The organism is Citrobacter sp. Cb080, from assembly GCF_030334745.1.
Classification (GTDB): Bacteria; Pseudomonadota; Gammaproteobacteria; order Enterobacterales; family Enterobacteriaceae; genus Citrobacter; species Citrobacter braakii.
Window position 1 is genome coordinate 1 of sequence record NZ_JAOWDG010000045.1, and the last position, 16,631, is coordinate 16,631.

The window sequence follows — 16,631 nt, forward strand, 5'->3', positions numbered from 1 at the left end:
TCAGGACCCACGAAGGCTGGCTGTATCTTGCTGTGGTTGTTGATCTGTTCTCACGCAAAATTATCGGCTGGTCCATGCAATCCCGGATGACAAAGGACATTGTCCTGAACGCACTGCTGATGGCTGTATGGCGGCGTAATCCCCAAAAACAGGTGCTGGTTCATTCGGATCAGGGCAGTCAGTACACAAGCCATGAGTGGCAGTCGTTCCTGAAATCACACGGACTGGAGGGCAGCATGAGCCGTCGCGGTAACTGCCACGATAATGCGGTTGCAGAAAGCTTTTTCCAGTTGTTGAAACGCGAACGGATAAAGAAAAAGATCTACGGAACGCGGGAGGAAGCCCGCAGCGATATTTTTGATTACATCGAAATGTTTTATAACAGTAAGCGTCGGCATGGTTCCAGCGATCAGATGTCACCGACAGAATATGAAAACCAGTATTATCAACGGCTCGGAAGTGTCTAGATTATCCGTGGCGATTCAGAACAACGGGGAAAACGCCTGCCCGATGCGATAGATCTTGTTGCTACCATCGAAGGTGATGTTATGCGGCACGATTTCCCGATACAAAGCCAAATCGCGAGTCGCCCCTGCTGGAGCCACGCCGAAGCGCTCAATCAGATCTGGGCGACCGATCTCACCGAAGAAGTAGAGCCGAAAATCTATGTAGGCCAGCCGATCGCGCTGGACCAGACTCAAGTCCTCAAGCCGCTTAGAAGGGGAACCAAGCATGAATTATCACTATAGGAAAAAATGAATATTTAATATGATAATCCATAAAATGCCATGGTTATAATCAAATTGATGATAATCAGCATTAATACTTATGTAACAGCTAGAATTTATGGCTTAAACGTAGACAGTCATCGTATAGGCTGATGCTTCTATACCGTTATATTTATGCCATCCAACTATAAAACCTTGCTGCCCAATGCCATATAGCCCCCTCAGGCAATTTGCCCTTATCTACTGTTCTGGTCTGGGGATGAGCGATACCAGAATTACCTAACGACTCAGGGACCGAGAGCACAGGCGGCAGTGGCTCGTCATCTACCTTAATTCAAATTATTTTCAGATAGATATCATTCTTCTGAACATACCTGGTTAACGGCAGAATCTCACGATTCTGCCGTTTTTGTATTATTTTTCAGAGGAGTAGTAATGAACAATTCTGAAGGTTTGAAGTCATTTCAGCAATCGCTTTCTGGTCTGCCACAATGGGCATCAGAGCGGATTCTACAGCAAATAAACCAGTTAACAGACTACGAGCCAGTGATAGGTATTCTGGGTAAAACCGGAGCGGGAAAGAGTAGCCTTTGCAATGCCCTTTTTGCTGGTGATGTATCCCCGGTCAGCGATGTCACAGCCTGCACCCGTAATCCGCTGAGTTTTCGGCTGCAACTGGGCGAGCGTTTTATGACGTTGGTTGATTTGCCGGGTGTCGGTGAAAGTGAACGCAGGGATGCGGAATACGCTGCACTTTACCGTCAGCAACTTCCCCGACTTGACCTGGTATTGTGGCTGATCAAGGCCGATGATCGGGCGCTGGCGGTGGATGAGCATTTTTATCATCAGGTAATTGGTGAGTCATACCGGCATAAGGTGCTGTTTGTTATCAGCCAGTCGGACAAGACTGAACCCACCAGCGGTAGTGGTCAATTGTCCACGGCGCAGAAGCAGAATCTCAGCCGCAAAATCTGCCTGCTGCACGAGCTGTTTCAACCTGTACATCCGGTGTGTGCGGTGTCGGTCCGTCTGCAGTGGGGGTTACGGGTGATGGCCGAGCGGATGATAAAGTGTCTGCCACGTGAAGCCAGTAGCCCGGTGGTGGCGCAACTGCAGTCTCCCTTTCGCACAACGACAGTCCAGGAAAAAGCACGTGACGATTTTGGTGAAACGGTCGGCGCGGTACTGGACACGGTAAGTGCTTTCCCACTGATACCGGCTCCGGTACGGGCCGTAATACAGGCCGTCCGTGACACCGTGGTGTCCGTTGCCCGGGCTGTCTGGAATTTCTTCTTCTGAACGTTTAACGCCTGTCTGTTCTTTCCCGAGCCCTGTCGCTAGTGCGACAGGGCTTTCTTTTGTTTGTTTTCCCCATTATGAGGAATCTGCTTATGACCCGTCTGGCTTCGCGCTTTGGCGCTGCAAATCTTATTCGTCGTGACCGTCCGTTAACCCGTGAAGAGCTGTTTCGCGTGGTACCCAGCGTATTCAGCGAGGACAAACACGAATCCCGTAGTGAACGTTACACATATATTCCCACCATCTCTCTGCTGGACAGTCTGCATCGGGAGGGCTTTCAGCCGTTCTTTGCCTGTCAGACCCGTGTTCGTGACCCTGGTCGTCGTGAACATACGAAGCATATGTTGCGCCTGCGTCGGGAGGGACAGATTACCGGTAAACAGGTGCCTGAAATTATCCTGCTTAACTCCCATGATGGCACAAGTTCTTACCAGATGTTGCCGGGCCTGTTCAGGGCTGTGTGCCAAAACGGTCTTGTCTGCGGCGAATCCTTTGGCGAGGTACGGGTGCCGCACAAGGGGGATGTGGTGAGCCAGGTGATTGAGGGAGCGTATGAAGTGCTGGGGATTTTTGATCGCGTGGAAGAAAAGCGGGATGCCATGCAGTCGTTGCTGTTACCACCACCTGCGCAGCAGGCACTGGCAAAAGCCGCGCTGACGTATCGCTTTGGTGAGGACCACCAGCCGGTTACTGAATCGCAGATACTCTCCCCGCGCCGCTGGCAGGACGAAAGCAACGACCTGTGGACTACCTGGCAGCGTATTCAGGAGAACCTGATTAAAGGTGGGCTCAGTGGCCGTAATGCCAAAGGCGGACGGTCGCATACCCGTGCTGTGCGTGGCATTGACGGGGACGTGAAGCTTAACCGGGCACTGTGGGTGATGGCGGAAACGCTGCTCACGCAGCTGCAGTAGCTGCTTGATGTTACCGCGTTGTTAATATCGGACACCACCTGTCCGCATCGCTATGTGCTCGTGTGCCTCAATCCTCCGGTTATAGCCTTTAACCCCCATTACATCTGGCTTTTGCAGAAATAAAAAATAGTTTCTGCGTTGTCCATACCCTGTCCGCCCCCCTCTTTAAAGTAATCACATCATTTTCAGTCAGTTAACTTTCCTGGAGAACCTCTCATGACACAGGCAGAACGCCGCCATGACCGGCTGGCTGTCAGGCTGTCACTGATAATCAGCCGTCTGGTGGCGGGTGAAACGTTGAGTGTGCGCAAACTGGCCGCTGAGTTTGGTGTGTCGGTGCGCACGCTGCGGCGTGATTTTCGTGAGCGGCTGATGTATCTGGACCTGGAGTATCAATCCGGATACTGCCGCTTACGCACTGCTGGCAGCGAGATGCAGATGGTGCCCGACGTGCTTATCTTTGCCCACCGCAGCGGGCTGGCCGGGCTTTTTCCCGGCCTTGACCGCCGTCTGGTGAATGCTCTGCTGATGTGCGATGAGTCTCCCTGCATGATAGCACCAGCCAATCCGGTGCCTTCGCCTTCAGGAGCATTGTCTTTCTGGAGACTGATTCAGGCCATTACCGGGCGCAGGCGGGTGACGCTGATTGCGGAGGGGCGACGCTGTGAGCGCCTGGCTCCCTGCCGGTTACTCATCCACCAGCAGACCTGGTATCTGGTGGCTGAACACGAAGGGCATATCGCCTTATTCACACTTGATGAAATCCATCTGATTCAGCCTTTGCAGGAGACTTTTCGCCGGAATGACAGTCTGTGCCGCCTGACTGAAGACCCGGTCTTCATTCAGGCCTTACCCCATTTTCGCTTTATCCAGCATTCACTGCTTACGTTTGTTCCGGCTGACAGCCCACCGGAATAGCGCAGGCGTTGTTATCAACCCGGCAACAGGGAGGAGCCCAGTGCCTGTTATTGCCATTATCGCCATTGTTATCATCGTCATCATTCTGAACAAAACTGGAGTGTCCGACAGCCTCACGGCCCTGACACTTGCAACCGTTGCCGCACTACTGACGGGAGGTGGCGCAGCCGGTGCTGCCAGTGTCGCGCTGACGCCGTTCGTCGGCGTGCCGGTGGGTATTTTCGTGGGGATTTATGTCTTTACCAAAGTGGTTCGTCTGATTTCAGGAAAAAATAATGAAACGTAAAACACTACCTCTACTGGCGCTGGTTGCCTCCACTCTGTTTCTGAGCGCTTGCGATGACAGGAGTGATGACCTGAAAGCTATCAGTAAATTTAAGGACCTCACGCCTCCGCGCTTCAGCGATGTGGTGAGCCGTCAGGATGATGTCAGGGAAGAGTGGTCGCAGATTGCTCTTTCTGGTCCCACTATGCAGGTCTTACGTACCCGTCAGTCGCCCGATGGCTGCGAGGGTGGCTGTTACTACTACCTCGTGGATATGGAGGAGAAAACCGTGCAGCCGCTGATGAATGCGCTGTGTATTGCCGACAACATCAGCCTGGAATACCACGAGAAAACGGACCCGCGCACCCGGGAGCGTTTCCTTGAATATTCCCATGACGGCAAACTGATGGGACGGCTGCTGATACCCTCAAATCCTGATAACCGGGAATAAATACAAAGACAAAGGAGACAGAAATGAAAATAAATTCTTTAAGTCGGCTCATGCTCGCTGGCGTGCTGCTTGTCAGCTTCAATGCCTCTGCGGTTTCGGGACTCTGGCAACAGGGGTACGGTCAGGGCAATGCGGAATACAGTGTGACGGATAGCAGCGGAAAGATGTTTACCATCAACTGCACGGAAAATCCGGACCAGAACGGTATTTACCAGCAATCGGTTTTTCTGACCCTCGCAGGGGATAAAACGATCAGCTCGCATGATGACAGTACCGACATCACAGTGGTGATGGGCCCCATAAGCAATACGCCATTCCCTCAACCCTTGGCTGGCGTAACGGGGATAATGCCTGGTTTAGTTTCATCATGGATATCCGTAAGGCCAGGCAGTTCGACGTCTACGTCAATGACCGCAAAGCGGGGACCTTCAGCGTTGACCTGACGAACGCTACGAAGGCACTGCCAACATTAGCAGACTGCACTAACGAGTGACAGTTGTGCTTTCCATCCATAACAACATACCTGACTGCCAGGAGCAGTCAGGGTTTATTTTTTTCATTTTTTATTTCCACCGATTAGTCCAGGCACTTCCGAATAATGAGCGCAGTGGCCAGTTTTAGTTGACTATATAGCAATGATAAAATAATCACGTGTTATGTTGAGATTGTTTATTTAGCGGTTGAGAGAAACTATGGATAAAATTTGTGATAAGTGTGCACACATGATGAGTGCATGTACTTGTGGAACTTGTGAGAACTGTGACGAGAAAGAGTCGGACTGTACCTGCAAAAAATGTAGCCAGTGCAATAACCTTGAGGACTTCTGCTCTTGCAGAATTTGTGAAGAATGTAGTGAAAAAGAAGCAGAGTGCTGCTGTTGAAATGTTAACAATACTGGCTGCAGGAGCTACCTGCCTGCAGCTTCGATTGCCGACGTACCCCGATCCCAGTTGGTTAGCGTATTTCGATTCTTGCAATAATCGCTGGACTCATAGCACGAAGCCGACATACTTACTGGATTGAAGGTCCGCTGTGAGCGAGGATCGGACGTAAAACAACTGTAAAAAACTATTTAACTCAGGCAGAAATGTCAAGATTCAGTGAAAATGTCTAATCACTGGTTCGTTAGAAATGCCCATATGTTGAAAAGGCTGCTGCAAAAAAGTCTCTCGCAGCGGCCTCTTTAATATAACGTCATTGTGTGCATCATCTTTAATTATGGGTTTAACTCAAACTGTTCCCCGTTTATTAATTTTCGCAATAAGTCAAGTGCCTCAGATGAGTATTTTCCGACACCACTTTTCCCAGATTTAATGAAAACATGATAATTGTTGTCTGATGCTTTAATGTTGAAGTCGGTTAGTTTTCTTAATTTTTCGAATTCTTGATTAACATAGTGCCACGATCCCATGTCGAGAATCCTTGCCAGATCAGACATTGTATATGGGAAACTAGCATTTAGTGCCTGCCCATTATTGAGTTCAGCGATACCATACATTTTTGCTAATGCATCATCATGCTCTGCAATATTGCGGAACATCTCAAAATCGTATGGAAGTTCTTGTTTAACAAGGGATTCTGATGCGAATGTGTACGTTCTGGCTAGAAATGCACGCACAAGTTTTGGATTAACGCTAATTTCCGGTGTATTAGATGATAACGCATCAAAAATCCAACCAAAATTATTTGCGTATATCACCTTGATTCGAACGCTTTTATTCTCACCAACACCGATTAGCAATTCCTTTTGATGAGAACCAGTGGCCTCGCAGTCCTTACTGAAGGAGACAAGATAAATATTTGGAATCAATGCATTATTGGGAGCGATGATTTCATCTATATCAGAGAGAATTGCCTTTATGTTTTCATCATTGATACTGTACCCAAAGAAAAACAAGGGGTGTTCAGCAAAATATGTTAGCAACTTAGCACTGATATATTTCTTACGTTTATAGAAATCAACATAATCTTCATTTGTAATAACAATACTTTCAACTTCATGACTGCTACCATGAATTTTCATGATTTCGCCATAAGATGAATAATTCACTTTAACAACGTTATGACCAACTATTGCCTGATAATTGTCAAATATTTTTTCTAATGTGTCGTCATAATTTGTTGTGATTATTGCATGAGGTTTTACTTTCCTTAATTTCTGAACTTCCTCTGTATATTCCATGTTCGAGAAATCAACGGAGTTTGATAATTCATTCAGAATGGATGCAATTTCATGCTTAATATAAATATCTTTTGGAGTCGTTCCTTCAAAGTATGTCTCTGGATAGCGATCCTTGCCATCATCCCAAGCCCATTCAGCATAGAAGTCACAAAAATCGCTAGCAATCAAAGGTTTGTTATCACCCTTTGTTTGGCTGTAGTAACCATAAGGGCGTTTGATCAAGGGGCATATTTCCGCTAGTTGCTTTAATAGACCTTCCCAGTCAGGCGCTTTTATATATCGTTGTGAAATACCTGCACCCATGAATAAAATGGGTTGGACTTGTAAGTTTTCAAGGCAAGATTTAACATCTTCGATTATTTCTTCTTGATATTCCGTAAAGTCCATATAGTTACCTCAGGGATAGGTGATTGCTATGTGATGCACCGCGAAACGGTTCGGGGCTTTGTGACACCCAAACTTTACCCCGGTTTCCCAGCGTTTCCTTTGTATATAATATCATTGAAGTTAATTGCGTTTCTCAGAAATCTTCTTAGGATGTGATTGCAATAACGGCAACACAGCGCACACATCGCGGCTGATCAGTGAGTATGAAGTGGTTTACTGAATTTGGCCGCCTGAATCGAGAGACAAAATGTCCGCTCCTGGCACAAAACGGCCTATCAGCATTATAAAAATATTCAGATATATATCATTCCTCTGAACATACACAACTAACGGCAGAATCTCACGATTCTGCCGCTTTTTTATTATTTTTCAGGGGGGGAGTAATGAATAATTCTGAAGGTTTGAAGTCGTTTCACTAATCGCTTTATGACCTACCGTAGTGGGTATCGGCTGATTGCGCAGCAGGGCCATTAGTTCCTGCCAGTATCACCGGCGTTAACATTGAAGACGACTAGGGCAGGCATGGAACTTTGAACCGGATGCCGGTGAAGGTCTTAACCGCTATACCCGCAAGCCAGGCATCTGTACGGACGTATCCATCTGCTGGCTCCGCATGATTTACCAGCAACATTTAATCTTCCCGAACACTCATTATTACCGCATACGCCAGCCGTCGCCGCTGGCGTTTTTTTATTGACGGAGACACACCCATGACAACAGCGACAAAAAACAACCTCGCATCTGCTGCTAACGAATCCGAATTTGAACTGACCGTAACGCAGATACCCGACGAACAGCGTATCTGCTTCTGGCCGCAGTACTTTGGCTCTATCCCACAATGGATAACGCTGGAACCCCGCATTTTCGCCTGGATGGACCGCTTCTGTGACGAGTACAACAGTGGTATCTGGTCCTTTTACACGCTCAGCAATGGCGGCGCGTTTATGGCCCCTGATGCTGACGTTGACGATAAATGGCATCTGTTCAACGGTATGAACGGCAATGGCGCGGACATGAGTGCTGAAGCCGCAGGCATTGCTGTCTGCCTGATTGAATACAGCCATCACGCCTGCCGTACAGAGTGTGACGCAATGACCGCGCACTATTACCGCCTGCGGGACTATGCCCTGCAGCATTCTGAAGCCCACGCCATTTTGCGTATCATTGACTGACCGGAGGAGCAACGAATGAAACAGCTTTCCTTTTTACCCGGCGAGATAACGCCACAGGACCGGCGTCTCATTCAGCGGGCGCTCAGGGCTCTGGAGCGGCACCTGCATGAGCCTGGGGTAGCCTTCACCTCCACTCATGCCGTCCGGGAGTGGTTGCGGCTGCATATGGCCGCGCTTGAACGGGAAGAGTTCCGGGTGCTGTATCTGAACCAGCAGAACCAGTTGATTGCCCACGAAACCCTGTTTGCCGGTTCTATTAGCAGTACCGAGGTACATCCCCGCGAGGTGGTCAAGCGCGCTCTGTACTTCAACGCGGCAGCGGTAATACTGGCGCATAACCATCCTTCCGGCGAGACGACGCCCAGCCAGGCTGACAAAGCCCTCACGCAGCGACTGGTTCAGGTACTTCAACTGGTGGATATCCGTGTCCCTGACCATCTGATTGTCGGCGGCAGGCAAATCTATTCGTTCGCAGAACACGGTCTGCTGTGAGGTATTACATGAAAATTATCAGTAAACGCCGGGCAATGACGATATACCGCCAGCATCCTGAGTCCCGAATCTTTCGTTTCTGCACCGGCAAATACCAGTGGCACGGTAGCGTCTGCCATTACACCGGCAGGGACGTTCCGGATATCACAGGAGTCCTGGCGGTATACGCCGAACGCCGCCAGGACCGCGAGGGGCCTTATGCCTGCCTGATGAGCATCACCCTGAACTGACAATAAAGAGGTTATCAATGAGCAAAATCACATGGGGTCTGCAGCGTGATATCACGCCACGTCTGGGAGCCCGTCTGGTGCAGGAAGGCAACCGACTGCATTATCTGGCTGACCGGGCCAGCATGACCGGCAAGTTCAGTGACATCGAATACCGGAAGCTGGATGAAACATTCCCGCACTTTATCCGCCAGATGGAATCGATGCTGACCACTGGTGAACTCAGCACCCACCATGCCCACTGCGTTACCCTGTACCACAACGATTTAACCTGCGAAGCCGACACCCTTGGCAGTTGCGGCTACGTATACATCGCCATTTACCCCACTCAGCGTTAATTACCTTCACGAGAGCAAACATGAAAACTTTACCTGCAACAACTCAGCGGGCGGTGAAGCCCTGCCTGTCACCCGTGGCTGTCTGGCAAATGTTACTGACACGTCTGCTGGAACAGCACTATGGTCTGACAATAAACGACACGCCATTCTGCAATGAGGCTGTGATTAAGGAACACATCGATGCCGGTATCACCCTAGCCGATGCCGTGAATTTTCTGGTAGAAAAATACGAGCTGGTTCGTATAGACAGGAAGGGATTTAGCTGGCAGGAACAATCTCCTTATCTCCGGGCTGTAGACATTCTGCGAGCGCGGCAGGCAACTGGCTTGTTGCGGCAAAGCCGTAACAACGTAGTACGATGAACATTGCGTACAACCTTCCCGATTTACATTTCTGAACTTCCTCCCTTGTTTACCTATTGCGTAATGCGCCTGCTACTACCCGGCGGGCGCGTTATCTTTTTACGGACAAACAATCATGCAACCAGAAGTTGAAGTATTAACCGATCATAATGAGCTAATTTGTTCGAGCTTTATTGAACACATTGCCAACACATTAAATTTAGGAGTGGTGTAGACATGGACAACTAAACCTGCAGCCACGGATGTATAGTGAGCGAAGCCCTATCAGGCCTTTTTGGTCAGTAGATAAGATTGATCTTCGTTGATAGAATTTACTTACACCAGCTGTTACATGAAAATAATTTTTTGGTGGGAGAATGATAAGATCTTACGTAAGAATTTGATTTTAATGGTGCCGATAATAGGAGTCGAACCTACGACCTTCGCATTACGAATGCGCTGCTCTACCAACTGAGCTATATCGGCCCTGAAAAGGACATGTCCACGAATGTGAGCACGGGGTAGAAGGTTAAAACTAACCGGGCGATGCGTCAATGGCCTTGCGAATCAAACGCCTATTTTTGCATCATCCGGTTTCAATTACGCACGAATCGTGTCGTTACAGGCATGCTTATACGCGGTCGGGTATTACTATAACCAGCGGCGAACGTGTTGTTCATAGCGCTCCCATTCCAGCCCGAAATGTTTTCGCAGTTGTTCCTCTTCAAAATCGATATGCAATCTGGCAACCGCCAGCATAAACACCGGTACAGCCAGTACTCCAGTCAGGCTACCGATGTAAAGAGCAAAGGCCAACTGGAGTCCACTCATACCAAGGTAGATCGGGTTGCGGCTCCAGGCGTAACATCCGTCGGTAACAAGCGTGGTCGATTTATGTGCATGCAGCGGATTCAGGGTCGTACGTTTCATCCGCATCTGCCACGCGGTATGCAATATCACCAACAGACTGACGCCGGCCAGCAATGCGCATATCACGATATTCACCCCGCCGAATGTGAAACGCGGACTCGCCGTCAGCACATCCGTAACGAGAAAAAGTACTAAGATAAGAGGCGGCGGAAACCAGACTCTTAATTTTGTCAGGAAATGACGCATGGCCAGGAACTCACCTCGGCATCGGTTTAATTAACGCTGATACCGCTATAAATACCCCGTATTAGATACATAAACAAACGATGCCTCAATCACAACAGGCAATCGCCTTCACCAGACAGGCGGGAGTTATCGTACTCACCTCGACAAAAATACCTGCATCAGAGGCATCCGCCCCTGATGTTCCCGAAAGGCTTTACGTTGAGAAAGTAGAATCCGACGCTGATTCAAAAAAATCTAAAGACTGCTTGTAGTAACGCATAAAATCATCAAACGTCACTGGCGGTAAAAATTGATAACCCTGCAGGTAATCAACATTATTTTTCCCCAACCATTGCTGCTGATAGCCATATTCAACGCCTTCCGCCACCATGCGTAACCCCAGGAGTTCGGAAAGGTGAATGATCGACTCGAGCATAGGGATATGTTGCTCAACTTCTTTAATAGCTTTGATAAACGTTTTATCAATTTTTATAACATCCAGGTCTAACTCATTGAGATAGCAAAGGTTAGCGTATCCCGTCCCAAAATCATCTAAAGCAAACAGAACCCCTCAGTTTCGCAACGATCGTATCAGCTCTTTGATTGCAGGAGTAATAGTGAGAGTCTGGTTTTCAGTTATTTCAATCATCAATTTTATCGGTAGCCTTTGCGTTATTTCCATAAAATTAAGGCACTCCCAATAAAAAACGGGGTTACTTAAACCTGATGGACTCACATTAAAGGAGACGAATAAATTTTTATTGAAACCCTCGCTTCCGTCGACCAGATTACGCGCGACGGTAGTCATTAAATAGCTCGTTAACTCATTCATTAAACCACTTTTTTCAGCTAGCGGTATAAACTCACGCTGAGAAATAGCATAATTATGCCCCTGTGGCCAACGAGCCAAAACCTCAACACCACAGACGTCTCCGTTGATATTTACGATGGGTTGAAAATAAGGAATGATTTCTTCATTCCTTATTGCCATACTCAGTCGACCAGAATCTGAGACATCATATTCTTCGCCGTATATTACATTTTCACCAGAATGACTATTCGTCGGGGAACTTTCATGCAATAGATTATTCCTGGTTAAAAAAATGATAGTTTCATTAAAATGAGTAAATCCCAGACGAGCGGTAATTCGTTCTCGATATCGATACACTGACTTAATTGTTATCGAGTTAGCAATACAAAAATCGTGCAGTTTTTCCTTTGTGAAAGATGCATACAGCATTTCCTCTTCAAACTCAGTCAAATGAAACGTAAACATCGTTGAACCTTTAGTGACTTCCGCAACCTCATTGGGTGCCATTAGATTGGCTCTCAACTGAGAAATCAGTTGATCCGATAATTCCCGTCCATTAATGAATGCATACTCCTCGTACCCCCGATTAACAGAACGGGTTTCATTCATCCGAAGAACAATACAGTTTATATTGATAAACTGCGTGCTATTTCTCTGAAACCACTTCCTGACCAGGAATAAAGGTAACCGGTTATCGATCAACAGTAAACAGGATGGGTACCGTGGAATAATTGACTGTGAACCTGAAATAAATGTCCGCGCATCGACTAACACCAGATTTGGCAACCACGCTTTTATCCCTGAGAAAAGAAAAATATCATAACTGAGCAGAAAAACCTTTTTCGTATTCATAATTACCACCAACTTAAATTTATGGCATAGCAGGTCCCTCGTTTTATACACGAGAGAATATACAACACCTTTAGCCTCCAACAATTACAATGCGGTCCGCGAATTAACTTTATCCGTAAGTCATATCACGTAGTTTCAGAATTTATAATCACGATTATCCATATGAGTATTACCATTAAATGTTAAGGCCATTTTAAATATTGAAAAAGGAAAACTCCTAATTCTTCACCAGTACAAATCCTTTTACTTATTTTCACTGCAAGACAAAACAAAAAACCACAAACACTAGCAACGACAAAATATACAGCCACTAAAACCATAAGAATAACACATTATAGCTACTCATGCTGCCCGACAAACCATTAGCGTACGTCGCAGATCTCTGATCGCATAGACATTTTCGGTGATATGGATGACCTTATAATAGAAAATATCCTGTCGCGACATGAGTTGTTCGGTAACTTCATCAGGAACATTGTCATTTTTATTTTTAACAATAGCTACACGACGAGTCTGTAGGTAACCATCACGATCTTTACCAATAAAATTCAGGACAACATTACGATCTACAGCATAATGTTTACCCTGAATATTGAGGCTTCCTACCTGAGATACCCGCCCTTCGGTAGCAGAAGAAATACGAAAAACCAGCAGAACTTCACCTTCAATTTTTACACCCTGAGTTTGCGCCTCCAGATGCAGGTAATTTTTGGCTGAGCAGGTCAGCGTCTCAGGTTCTTGATGGCGATATAAAAAATATGCTGTGATCGCTGCAAGAAAGATTGCCCCACTAATAAACAAAATTTTCACATTCACGGGCAACCCCTCCTTTCTCTAAGGTACAAATCCCCAGGAAATTCTCTCTAAGATCATTGTCGGCTGATAAATTATTATCATCATAAAAAACAATTGTTTTCTTGCCATCATGACAAGCCGCATTTACTTTTCGCCACATATCAGAAGATAAAAATGCTTTCGTTTTACCAGCGTTATTGTCATCGGCAGTATAAAGTTCACAATCACCTATTGCCCTGATATAGATGAAATTTTTGGAGCTTGAATTAAGAGCTAACAATATAAAAATAGCGCTACCAAGAAATGCAAATAATAAAATGAACAGAATAAAATTTTTACGTTTTGGTCTTACGGATGAGTTTACCGTCTCAGTTACCGAACGCACGGGTTCATCTACACAGGAAGATGAAGATTCATCGCTGATCGAAGCATGGAACAAAAATCCCTGCCGGGGCAGCGTTTCAATGGGATTACCCGCCCCCAGCTCACTAAATGCTTTTCGCAAAATACTGATACTTTTATTAAGGCTATGACCCGATGGGGCCATGCCATGCTTTTTCCACACTTCTTCAATGATAAACTCGCGGTGGACTTGTTGATTTTTATGGGCAATGAATAGCTCAAGTAGTCTCGCGGTAGACGCCGAAAGAATTATTGTAGTATCGCGATGTTTCAGGCTTTTTCTGGTGGAATCATACTCAACCTGATCATTAATTATACTGTTCATACTACCTGACTCTTAAATACCGTGACGTTGAGTACAAATGACCAAAGTTTCATCTGTGCCGAGCTGATTACTGCATTGTATAAAGACAGTTACAGTATAGGTTCGATATCTAACCATGACATATCGGATCAGACTTAATACTTACTATTGATTGAGTTTGAAGCACCCCTGACCTACTGGTATGTATTTCTGCAATGCAACGATAAATTTTCGGTTTTTTGATTTCAATTCGCTACTACGCCAGGTTTCACCCGGCAACACATAACGCATGGTAGCGTCATCATCGGTGGAGTTGCACCCCAGGTGTACGATGATTTTAAAAAAAGTATTCCCGGTGTTTTTCAGTGTGCCGTTTGCCTCATCAATGGTGTAGGCCAGATTCATTTTTCTCGGGCGAACAACCAATATGGTGTCCATAGCAATCACCGGGAGAGCCTGCCCACCTTTCCCTTGATTACGCTCGGTAAACAGCGTTATCGGCATTTCACGAAACAGAATTCGGTAATAGCGTTCTTTATCATCCTGCGGTCCACGGTAGAAAATCTTAAAAAACTCACTCGCCTGCGGAGCCAGTGAAAAATTCAGTGGCGTAAACAAAAGTTCGCCTTCAGCAATGGCACTTCTGTTTTCACCTCCCGGTCCCGGCTTATCAATTTTTACTGCGCCAATACTGTACAAATTCTGTTTCTGGCTATCGTTATAGATCCGTTTGCTGATAAATGATTTATCCGATGGCATCTCATAAATGGTCGACTCCAGGTAGACAGCCTGTGCGGAGAATATAGTCAGCCCGGAAAGTAAGATAAATACCCATCTAAACACCAAACGGCAGCGGTTCATGGCGTCACTCCCACCCAATTCGCCGTGACTTTTATCTCTCCACTGGCACTGACGACACCTTCCCAATCTGTACCGGAAACAGTTAACATCGAACGTGAATCATTCATTGGGAAAAGCAATTTCAAATCAGTAGCATAATAGCTTCCATCATCATTGTTATTTGCGTCCCAGGGCGTCTGTTGCCACTGCGCATCGCTCATATTAATTGCTGCTTCACTACAGCTATTTCGTTTCTGTACCACGCCCCCCGACTGACTGTTGTACTGCAGAAAGGCAGGGATTGGGACTGACAGCCCGCCTTGAGGGGAGGTAAACAGACAGTAAGGCACACTGTTTATCGTCGTACTTTCCCCGATAACTTGCGCGGTAATGCTATCAGCCTGACGAGGACCGGAGACTGTCACGGTGTAATCCATTTCTATAGGAGCGGCGTCGCCAATCGTGCCACTGCCGCTCGCAGAAGCGGTGTTGTCTGAAGAGACGATACTGATCCCATACTCCTTCGGCACAATATTGAGCTGTAGCGAAGGCGTAAACTGGTAGTGCCCTGACTCTGGTGTTAAGCCATTATAAAAACCGAAGGTAAACGGTTGACTGTTAGGGAAGGTGCGAACAAGTTCCTGATATGAGATCATCATATTCATCCGGAGCGCATCCCAGAGGGACATCATGAGCCATCAACTCACCTTCGCCGATAGTGAATTCAGCACTAAGCGCCGTCAGACCCGAAAAGAGATTTTCCTCTCCCGCATGGAGCAGATTCTGCCATGGCAGAATATGACCGCTGTCATCGAGCCGTTTTATCCCAAGGCGGGCAATGGCCGACGGCCCTATCCGCTGGAGACCATGCTGCGTATTCACTGCATGCAGCATTGGTACAACCTGAGCGACGGTGCCATGGAAGATGCCCTGTACGAAATCGCCTCCATGCGCCTGTTTGCCCGATTATCCCTGGATAGCGCCCTGCCGGATCGCACCACCATCATGAATTTCCGCCACCTGCTCGAGCAGCATCAACTGGCCCGTCAATTGTTCAAGACCATCAATCGCTGGCTGGCCGAAGCAGGCGTCATGATGACCCAAGGCACTTTGGTGGATGCCACCATCATTGAGGCACCCAGCTCTACCAAGAACAAAGAGCAGCAACGCGATCCGGAGATGCATCAGACCAAGAAAGGCAATCAGTGGCACTTTGGCATGAAGGCCCACATTGGTGTCGATGCCAAGAGTGGCCTGACCCACAGCCTGGTCACCACCGCGGCCAACGAGCATGACCTCAATCAGCTGGGTAATCTGCTTCATGGAGAGGAGCAATTTGTCTCAGCCGATGCCGGCTACCAAGGAGCGCCACAGCGCGAGGAGCTGGCCGAGGTGGATGTGGACTGGCTGATCGCCGAGCGTCCCGGCAGGGTAAAAACCTTGAAGCAGCATCCGCGCAAGAACAAAACGGCCATCAACATCGAATACATGAAAGCCAGCATCCGTGCCAGGGTGGAGCACCCGTTTCGCATCATCAAGCGGCAGTTCGGCTTCGTGAAAGCCAGATACAAGGGGCTGCTGAAAAACGATAACCAACTGGCGATGTTATTCACCCTGGCCAACCTGTTTCGGGTGGACCAAATGATACGTCAGTGGGAGAGATCTCAGTAAAAACCGGAAATAACGCCAGAAATGGTGGAAAAAATAGCCTAAATAGGCTGATTCGATGTGTTTGCGGGAAAAAAATCGGCCCAGATCCGCGAAATTTTAATCAGCGAGTCAGCTTGGGAAGAAATGACCTGCTTATTCGCACCTTCC

At 47.3% G+C, this 16,631-nt stretch carries 17 protein-coding genes, 1 tRNA gene and 5 pseudogenes; 14 read left to right on the forward strand and 9 right to left on the reverse strand.

The window, feature by feature from the left end:
• A pseudogene (locus OGV38_RS08510) lies at nucleotides 1-467 on the forward strand (IS3-like element ISEhe3 family transposase); the annotation flags it as partial.
• Nucleotides 468-482: 15 nt separating this feature from the next.
• On the opposite strand, the gene OGV38_RS08515 reads toward OGV38_RS08510, so the two are convergent.
• Nucleotides 483-734 (reverse strand): BrxR family helix-turn-helix transcriptional regulator, encoded by a 252-nt coding sequence (locus tag OGV38_RS08515; protein WP_003847791.1) that lies wholly within the window; start codon nucleotides 732-734, stop codon nucleotides 483-485.
• Nucleotides 735-1,163: 429 nt separating this feature from the next.
• On the opposite strand from OGV38_RS08515, the gene OGV38_RS08520 reads away from it, so the two are divergent.
• The 6 genes and pseudogenes from OGV38_RS08520 (at nucleotide 1,164) to OGV38_RS08545 (ending at nucleotide 5,068) form a co-directional block, all read left to right on the forward strand.
• On the forward strand, nucleotides 1,164-2,027 hold the full coding sequence (locus OGV38_RS08520; protein ID WP_003847792.1) for a GTPase family protein: 864 nt from the start codon (nucleotides 1,164-1,166) through the stop codon (nucleotides 2,025-2,027).
• A 92-nt stretch (nucleotides 2,028-2,119) separates the two neighbouring features.
• On the forward strand, nucleotides 2,120-2,941 hold the full coding sequence (locus tag OGV38_RS08525) for a DUF932 domain-containing protein (protein ID WP_003847794.1): 822 nt from the start codon (nucleotides 2,120-2,122) through the stop codon (nucleotides 2,939-2,941).
• A 216-nt stretch (nucleotides 2,942-3,157) separates the two neighbouring features.
• On the forward strand, nucleotides 3,158-3,859 hold the full coding sequence (locus tag OGV38_RS08530) for a DeoR family transcriptional regulator (protein ID WP_003847795.1): 702 nt from the start codon (nucleotides 3,158-3,160) through the stop codon (nucleotides 3,857-3,859).
• A gap of 40 nt (nucleotides 3,860-3,899) precedes the next feature.
• On the forward strand, nucleotides 3,900-4,145 hold the full coding sequence (gene ypjK / locus OGV38_RS08535; RefSeq protein WP_003029614.1) for a protein YpjK: 246 nt from the start codon (nucleotides 3,900-3,902) through the stop codon (nucleotides 4,143-4,145).
• On the forward strand, nucleotides 4,135-4,575 hold the full coding sequence (locus OGV38_RS08540; protein ID WP_003029616.1) for a YfjS/YafY family lipoprotein: 441 nt from the start codon (nucleotides 4,135-4,137) through the stop codon (nucleotides 4,573-4,575). Before ypjK ends, OGV38_RS08540 begins: the two co-directional genes overlap by 11 nt.
• Before the next feature lie 23 nt (nucleotides 4,576-4,598).
• Nucleotides 4,599-5,068, forward strand: a pseudogene (locus OGV38_RS08545) (YfjT/YkfB family phage-associated protein).
• A gap of 723 nt (nucleotides 5,069-5,791) precedes the next feature.
• Here the strand turns inward: OGV38_RS08545 and OGV38_RS08550 are convergent.
• A complete protein-coding gene (locus OGV38_RS08550; protein ID WP_023317204.1) occupies nucleotides 5,792-7,144 on the reverse strand; it encodes an SIR2 family NAD-dependent protein deacylase in 1,353 nt (450 codons plus the stop codon).
• Nucleotides 7,145-7,649: 505 nt separating this feature from the next.
• Here OGV38_RS08550 and OGV38_RS24950 point away from each other — a divergent pair.
• The 6 genes and pseudogenes from OGV38_RS24950 to ykfI form a co-directional block, all read left to right on the forward strand.
• A pseudogene (locus tag OGV38_RS24950) lies at nucleotides 7,650-7,742 on the forward strand (DUF905 family protein); the annotation flags it as partial.
• A gap of 112 nt (nucleotides 7,743-7,854) precedes the next feature.
• Nucleotides 7,855-8,316 (forward strand): antirestriction protein, encoded by a 462-nt coding sequence (locus tag OGV38_RS08560; protein WP_003031344.1) that lies wholly within the window; start codon nucleotides 7,855-7,857, stop codon nucleotides 8,314-8,316.
• Between the two features lie 15 nt (nucleotides 8,317-8,331).
• Nucleotides 8,332-8,808 (forward strand): JAB domain-containing protein, encoded by a 477-nt coding sequence (locus OGV38_RS08565; RefSeq protein ID WP_003031345.1) that lies wholly within the window; start codon nucleotides 8,332-8,334, stop codon nucleotides 8,806-8,808.
• Between the two features lie 8 nt (nucleotides 8,809-8,816).
• Nucleotides 8,817-9,038: a DUF987 domain-containing protein gene (locus OGV38_RS08570; RefSeq protein WP_003031346.1), complete on the forward strand. Its 222-nt coding sequence runs from the start codon at nucleotides 8,817-8,819 to the stop codon at nucleotides 9,036-9,038.
• Between the two features lie 17 nt (nucleotides 9,039-9,055).
• Nucleotides 9,056-9,373: a type IV toxin-antitoxin system YeeU family antitoxin gene (locus OGV38_RS08575; protein ID WP_003031347.1), complete on the forward strand. Its 318-nt coding sequence runs from the start codon at nucleotides 9,056-9,058 to the stop codon at nucleotides 9,371-9,373.
• Nucleotides 9,374-9,393: 20 nt separating this feature from the next.
• Nucleotides 9,394-9,735: a type IV toxin-antitoxin system toxin YkfI gene (ykfI, locus tag OGV38_RS08580; protein WP_003031349.1), complete on the forward strand. Its 342-nt coding sequence runs from the start codon at nucleotides 9,394-9,396 to the stop codon at nucleotides 9,733-9,735.
• A gap of 389 nt (nucleotides 9,736-10,124) precedes the next feature.
• Here ykfI and OGV38_RS08585 read toward each other — a convergent pair.
• The 7 genes and pseudogenes from OGV38_RS08585 to OGV38_RS08615 all read right to left on the reverse strand — a co-directional run.
• Nucleotides 10,125-10,200 (reverse strand) — tRNA-Thr (locus OGV38_RS08585).
• Nucleotides 10,201-10,365: 165 nt separating this feature from the next.
• Entirely contained in the window at nucleotides 10,366-10,830 is a 465-nt protein-coding gene (locus OGV38_RS08590; RefSeq protein ID WP_016155776.1) for a methyltransferase family protein, read from the reverse strand.
• 193 nt (nucleotides 10,831-11,023) lie between these two features.
• Nucleotides 11,024-12,472, reverse strand: a pseudogene (locus OGV38_RS08595) (EAL domain-containing protein).
• 342 nt (nucleotides 12,473-12,814) lie between these two features.
• The gene (locus OGV38_RS08600) at nucleotides 12,815-13,288 is read right to left on the reverse strand and encodes a FidL-like protein (RefSeq protein WP_016155774.1); all 474 of its coding nucleotides are present in this window, start codon (nucleotides 13,286-13,288) and stop codon (nucleotides 12,815-12,817) included.
• Complete coding sequence (locus OGV38_RS08605) at nucleotides 13,263-13,994, reverse strand: winged helix-turn-helix domain-containing protein (RefSeq protein ID WP_269518827.1); 732 nt, start codon at nucleotides 13,992-13,994, stop codon at nucleotides 13,263-13,265. Before OGV38_RS08605 ends, OGV38_RS08600 begins: the two co-directional genes overlap by 26 nt.
• A gap of 144 nt (nucleotides 13,995-14,138) precedes the next feature.
• Nucleotides 14,139-14,834, reverse strand: a complete 696-nt coding sequence (locus OGV38_RS08610; protein ID WP_049270880.1) for a fimbrial biogenesis chaperone — start codon at nucleotides 14,832-14,834, stop codon at nucleotides 14,139-14,141.
• A pseudogene (locus OGV38_RS08615) lies at nucleotides 14,831-15,433 on the reverse strand (fimbrial adhesin EcpD family protein); the annotation flags it as partial. The pseudogene OGV38_RS08615 and the gene OGV38_RS08610, both read right to left, overlap by 4 nt.
• A 70-nt stretch (nucleotides 15,434-15,503) precedes the next feature.
• Between OGV38_RS08615 and OGV38_RS08620 the strand changes: the two are divergent.
• A complete protein-coding gene (locus tag OGV38_RS08620; RefSeq protein WP_000019450.1) occupies nucleotides 15,504-16,484 on the forward strand; it encodes an IS5-like element ISKpn26 family transposase in 981 nt (326 codons plus the stop codon).
• The last annotated feature ends 147 nt before the right edge of the window (nucleotides 16,485-16,631 follow it).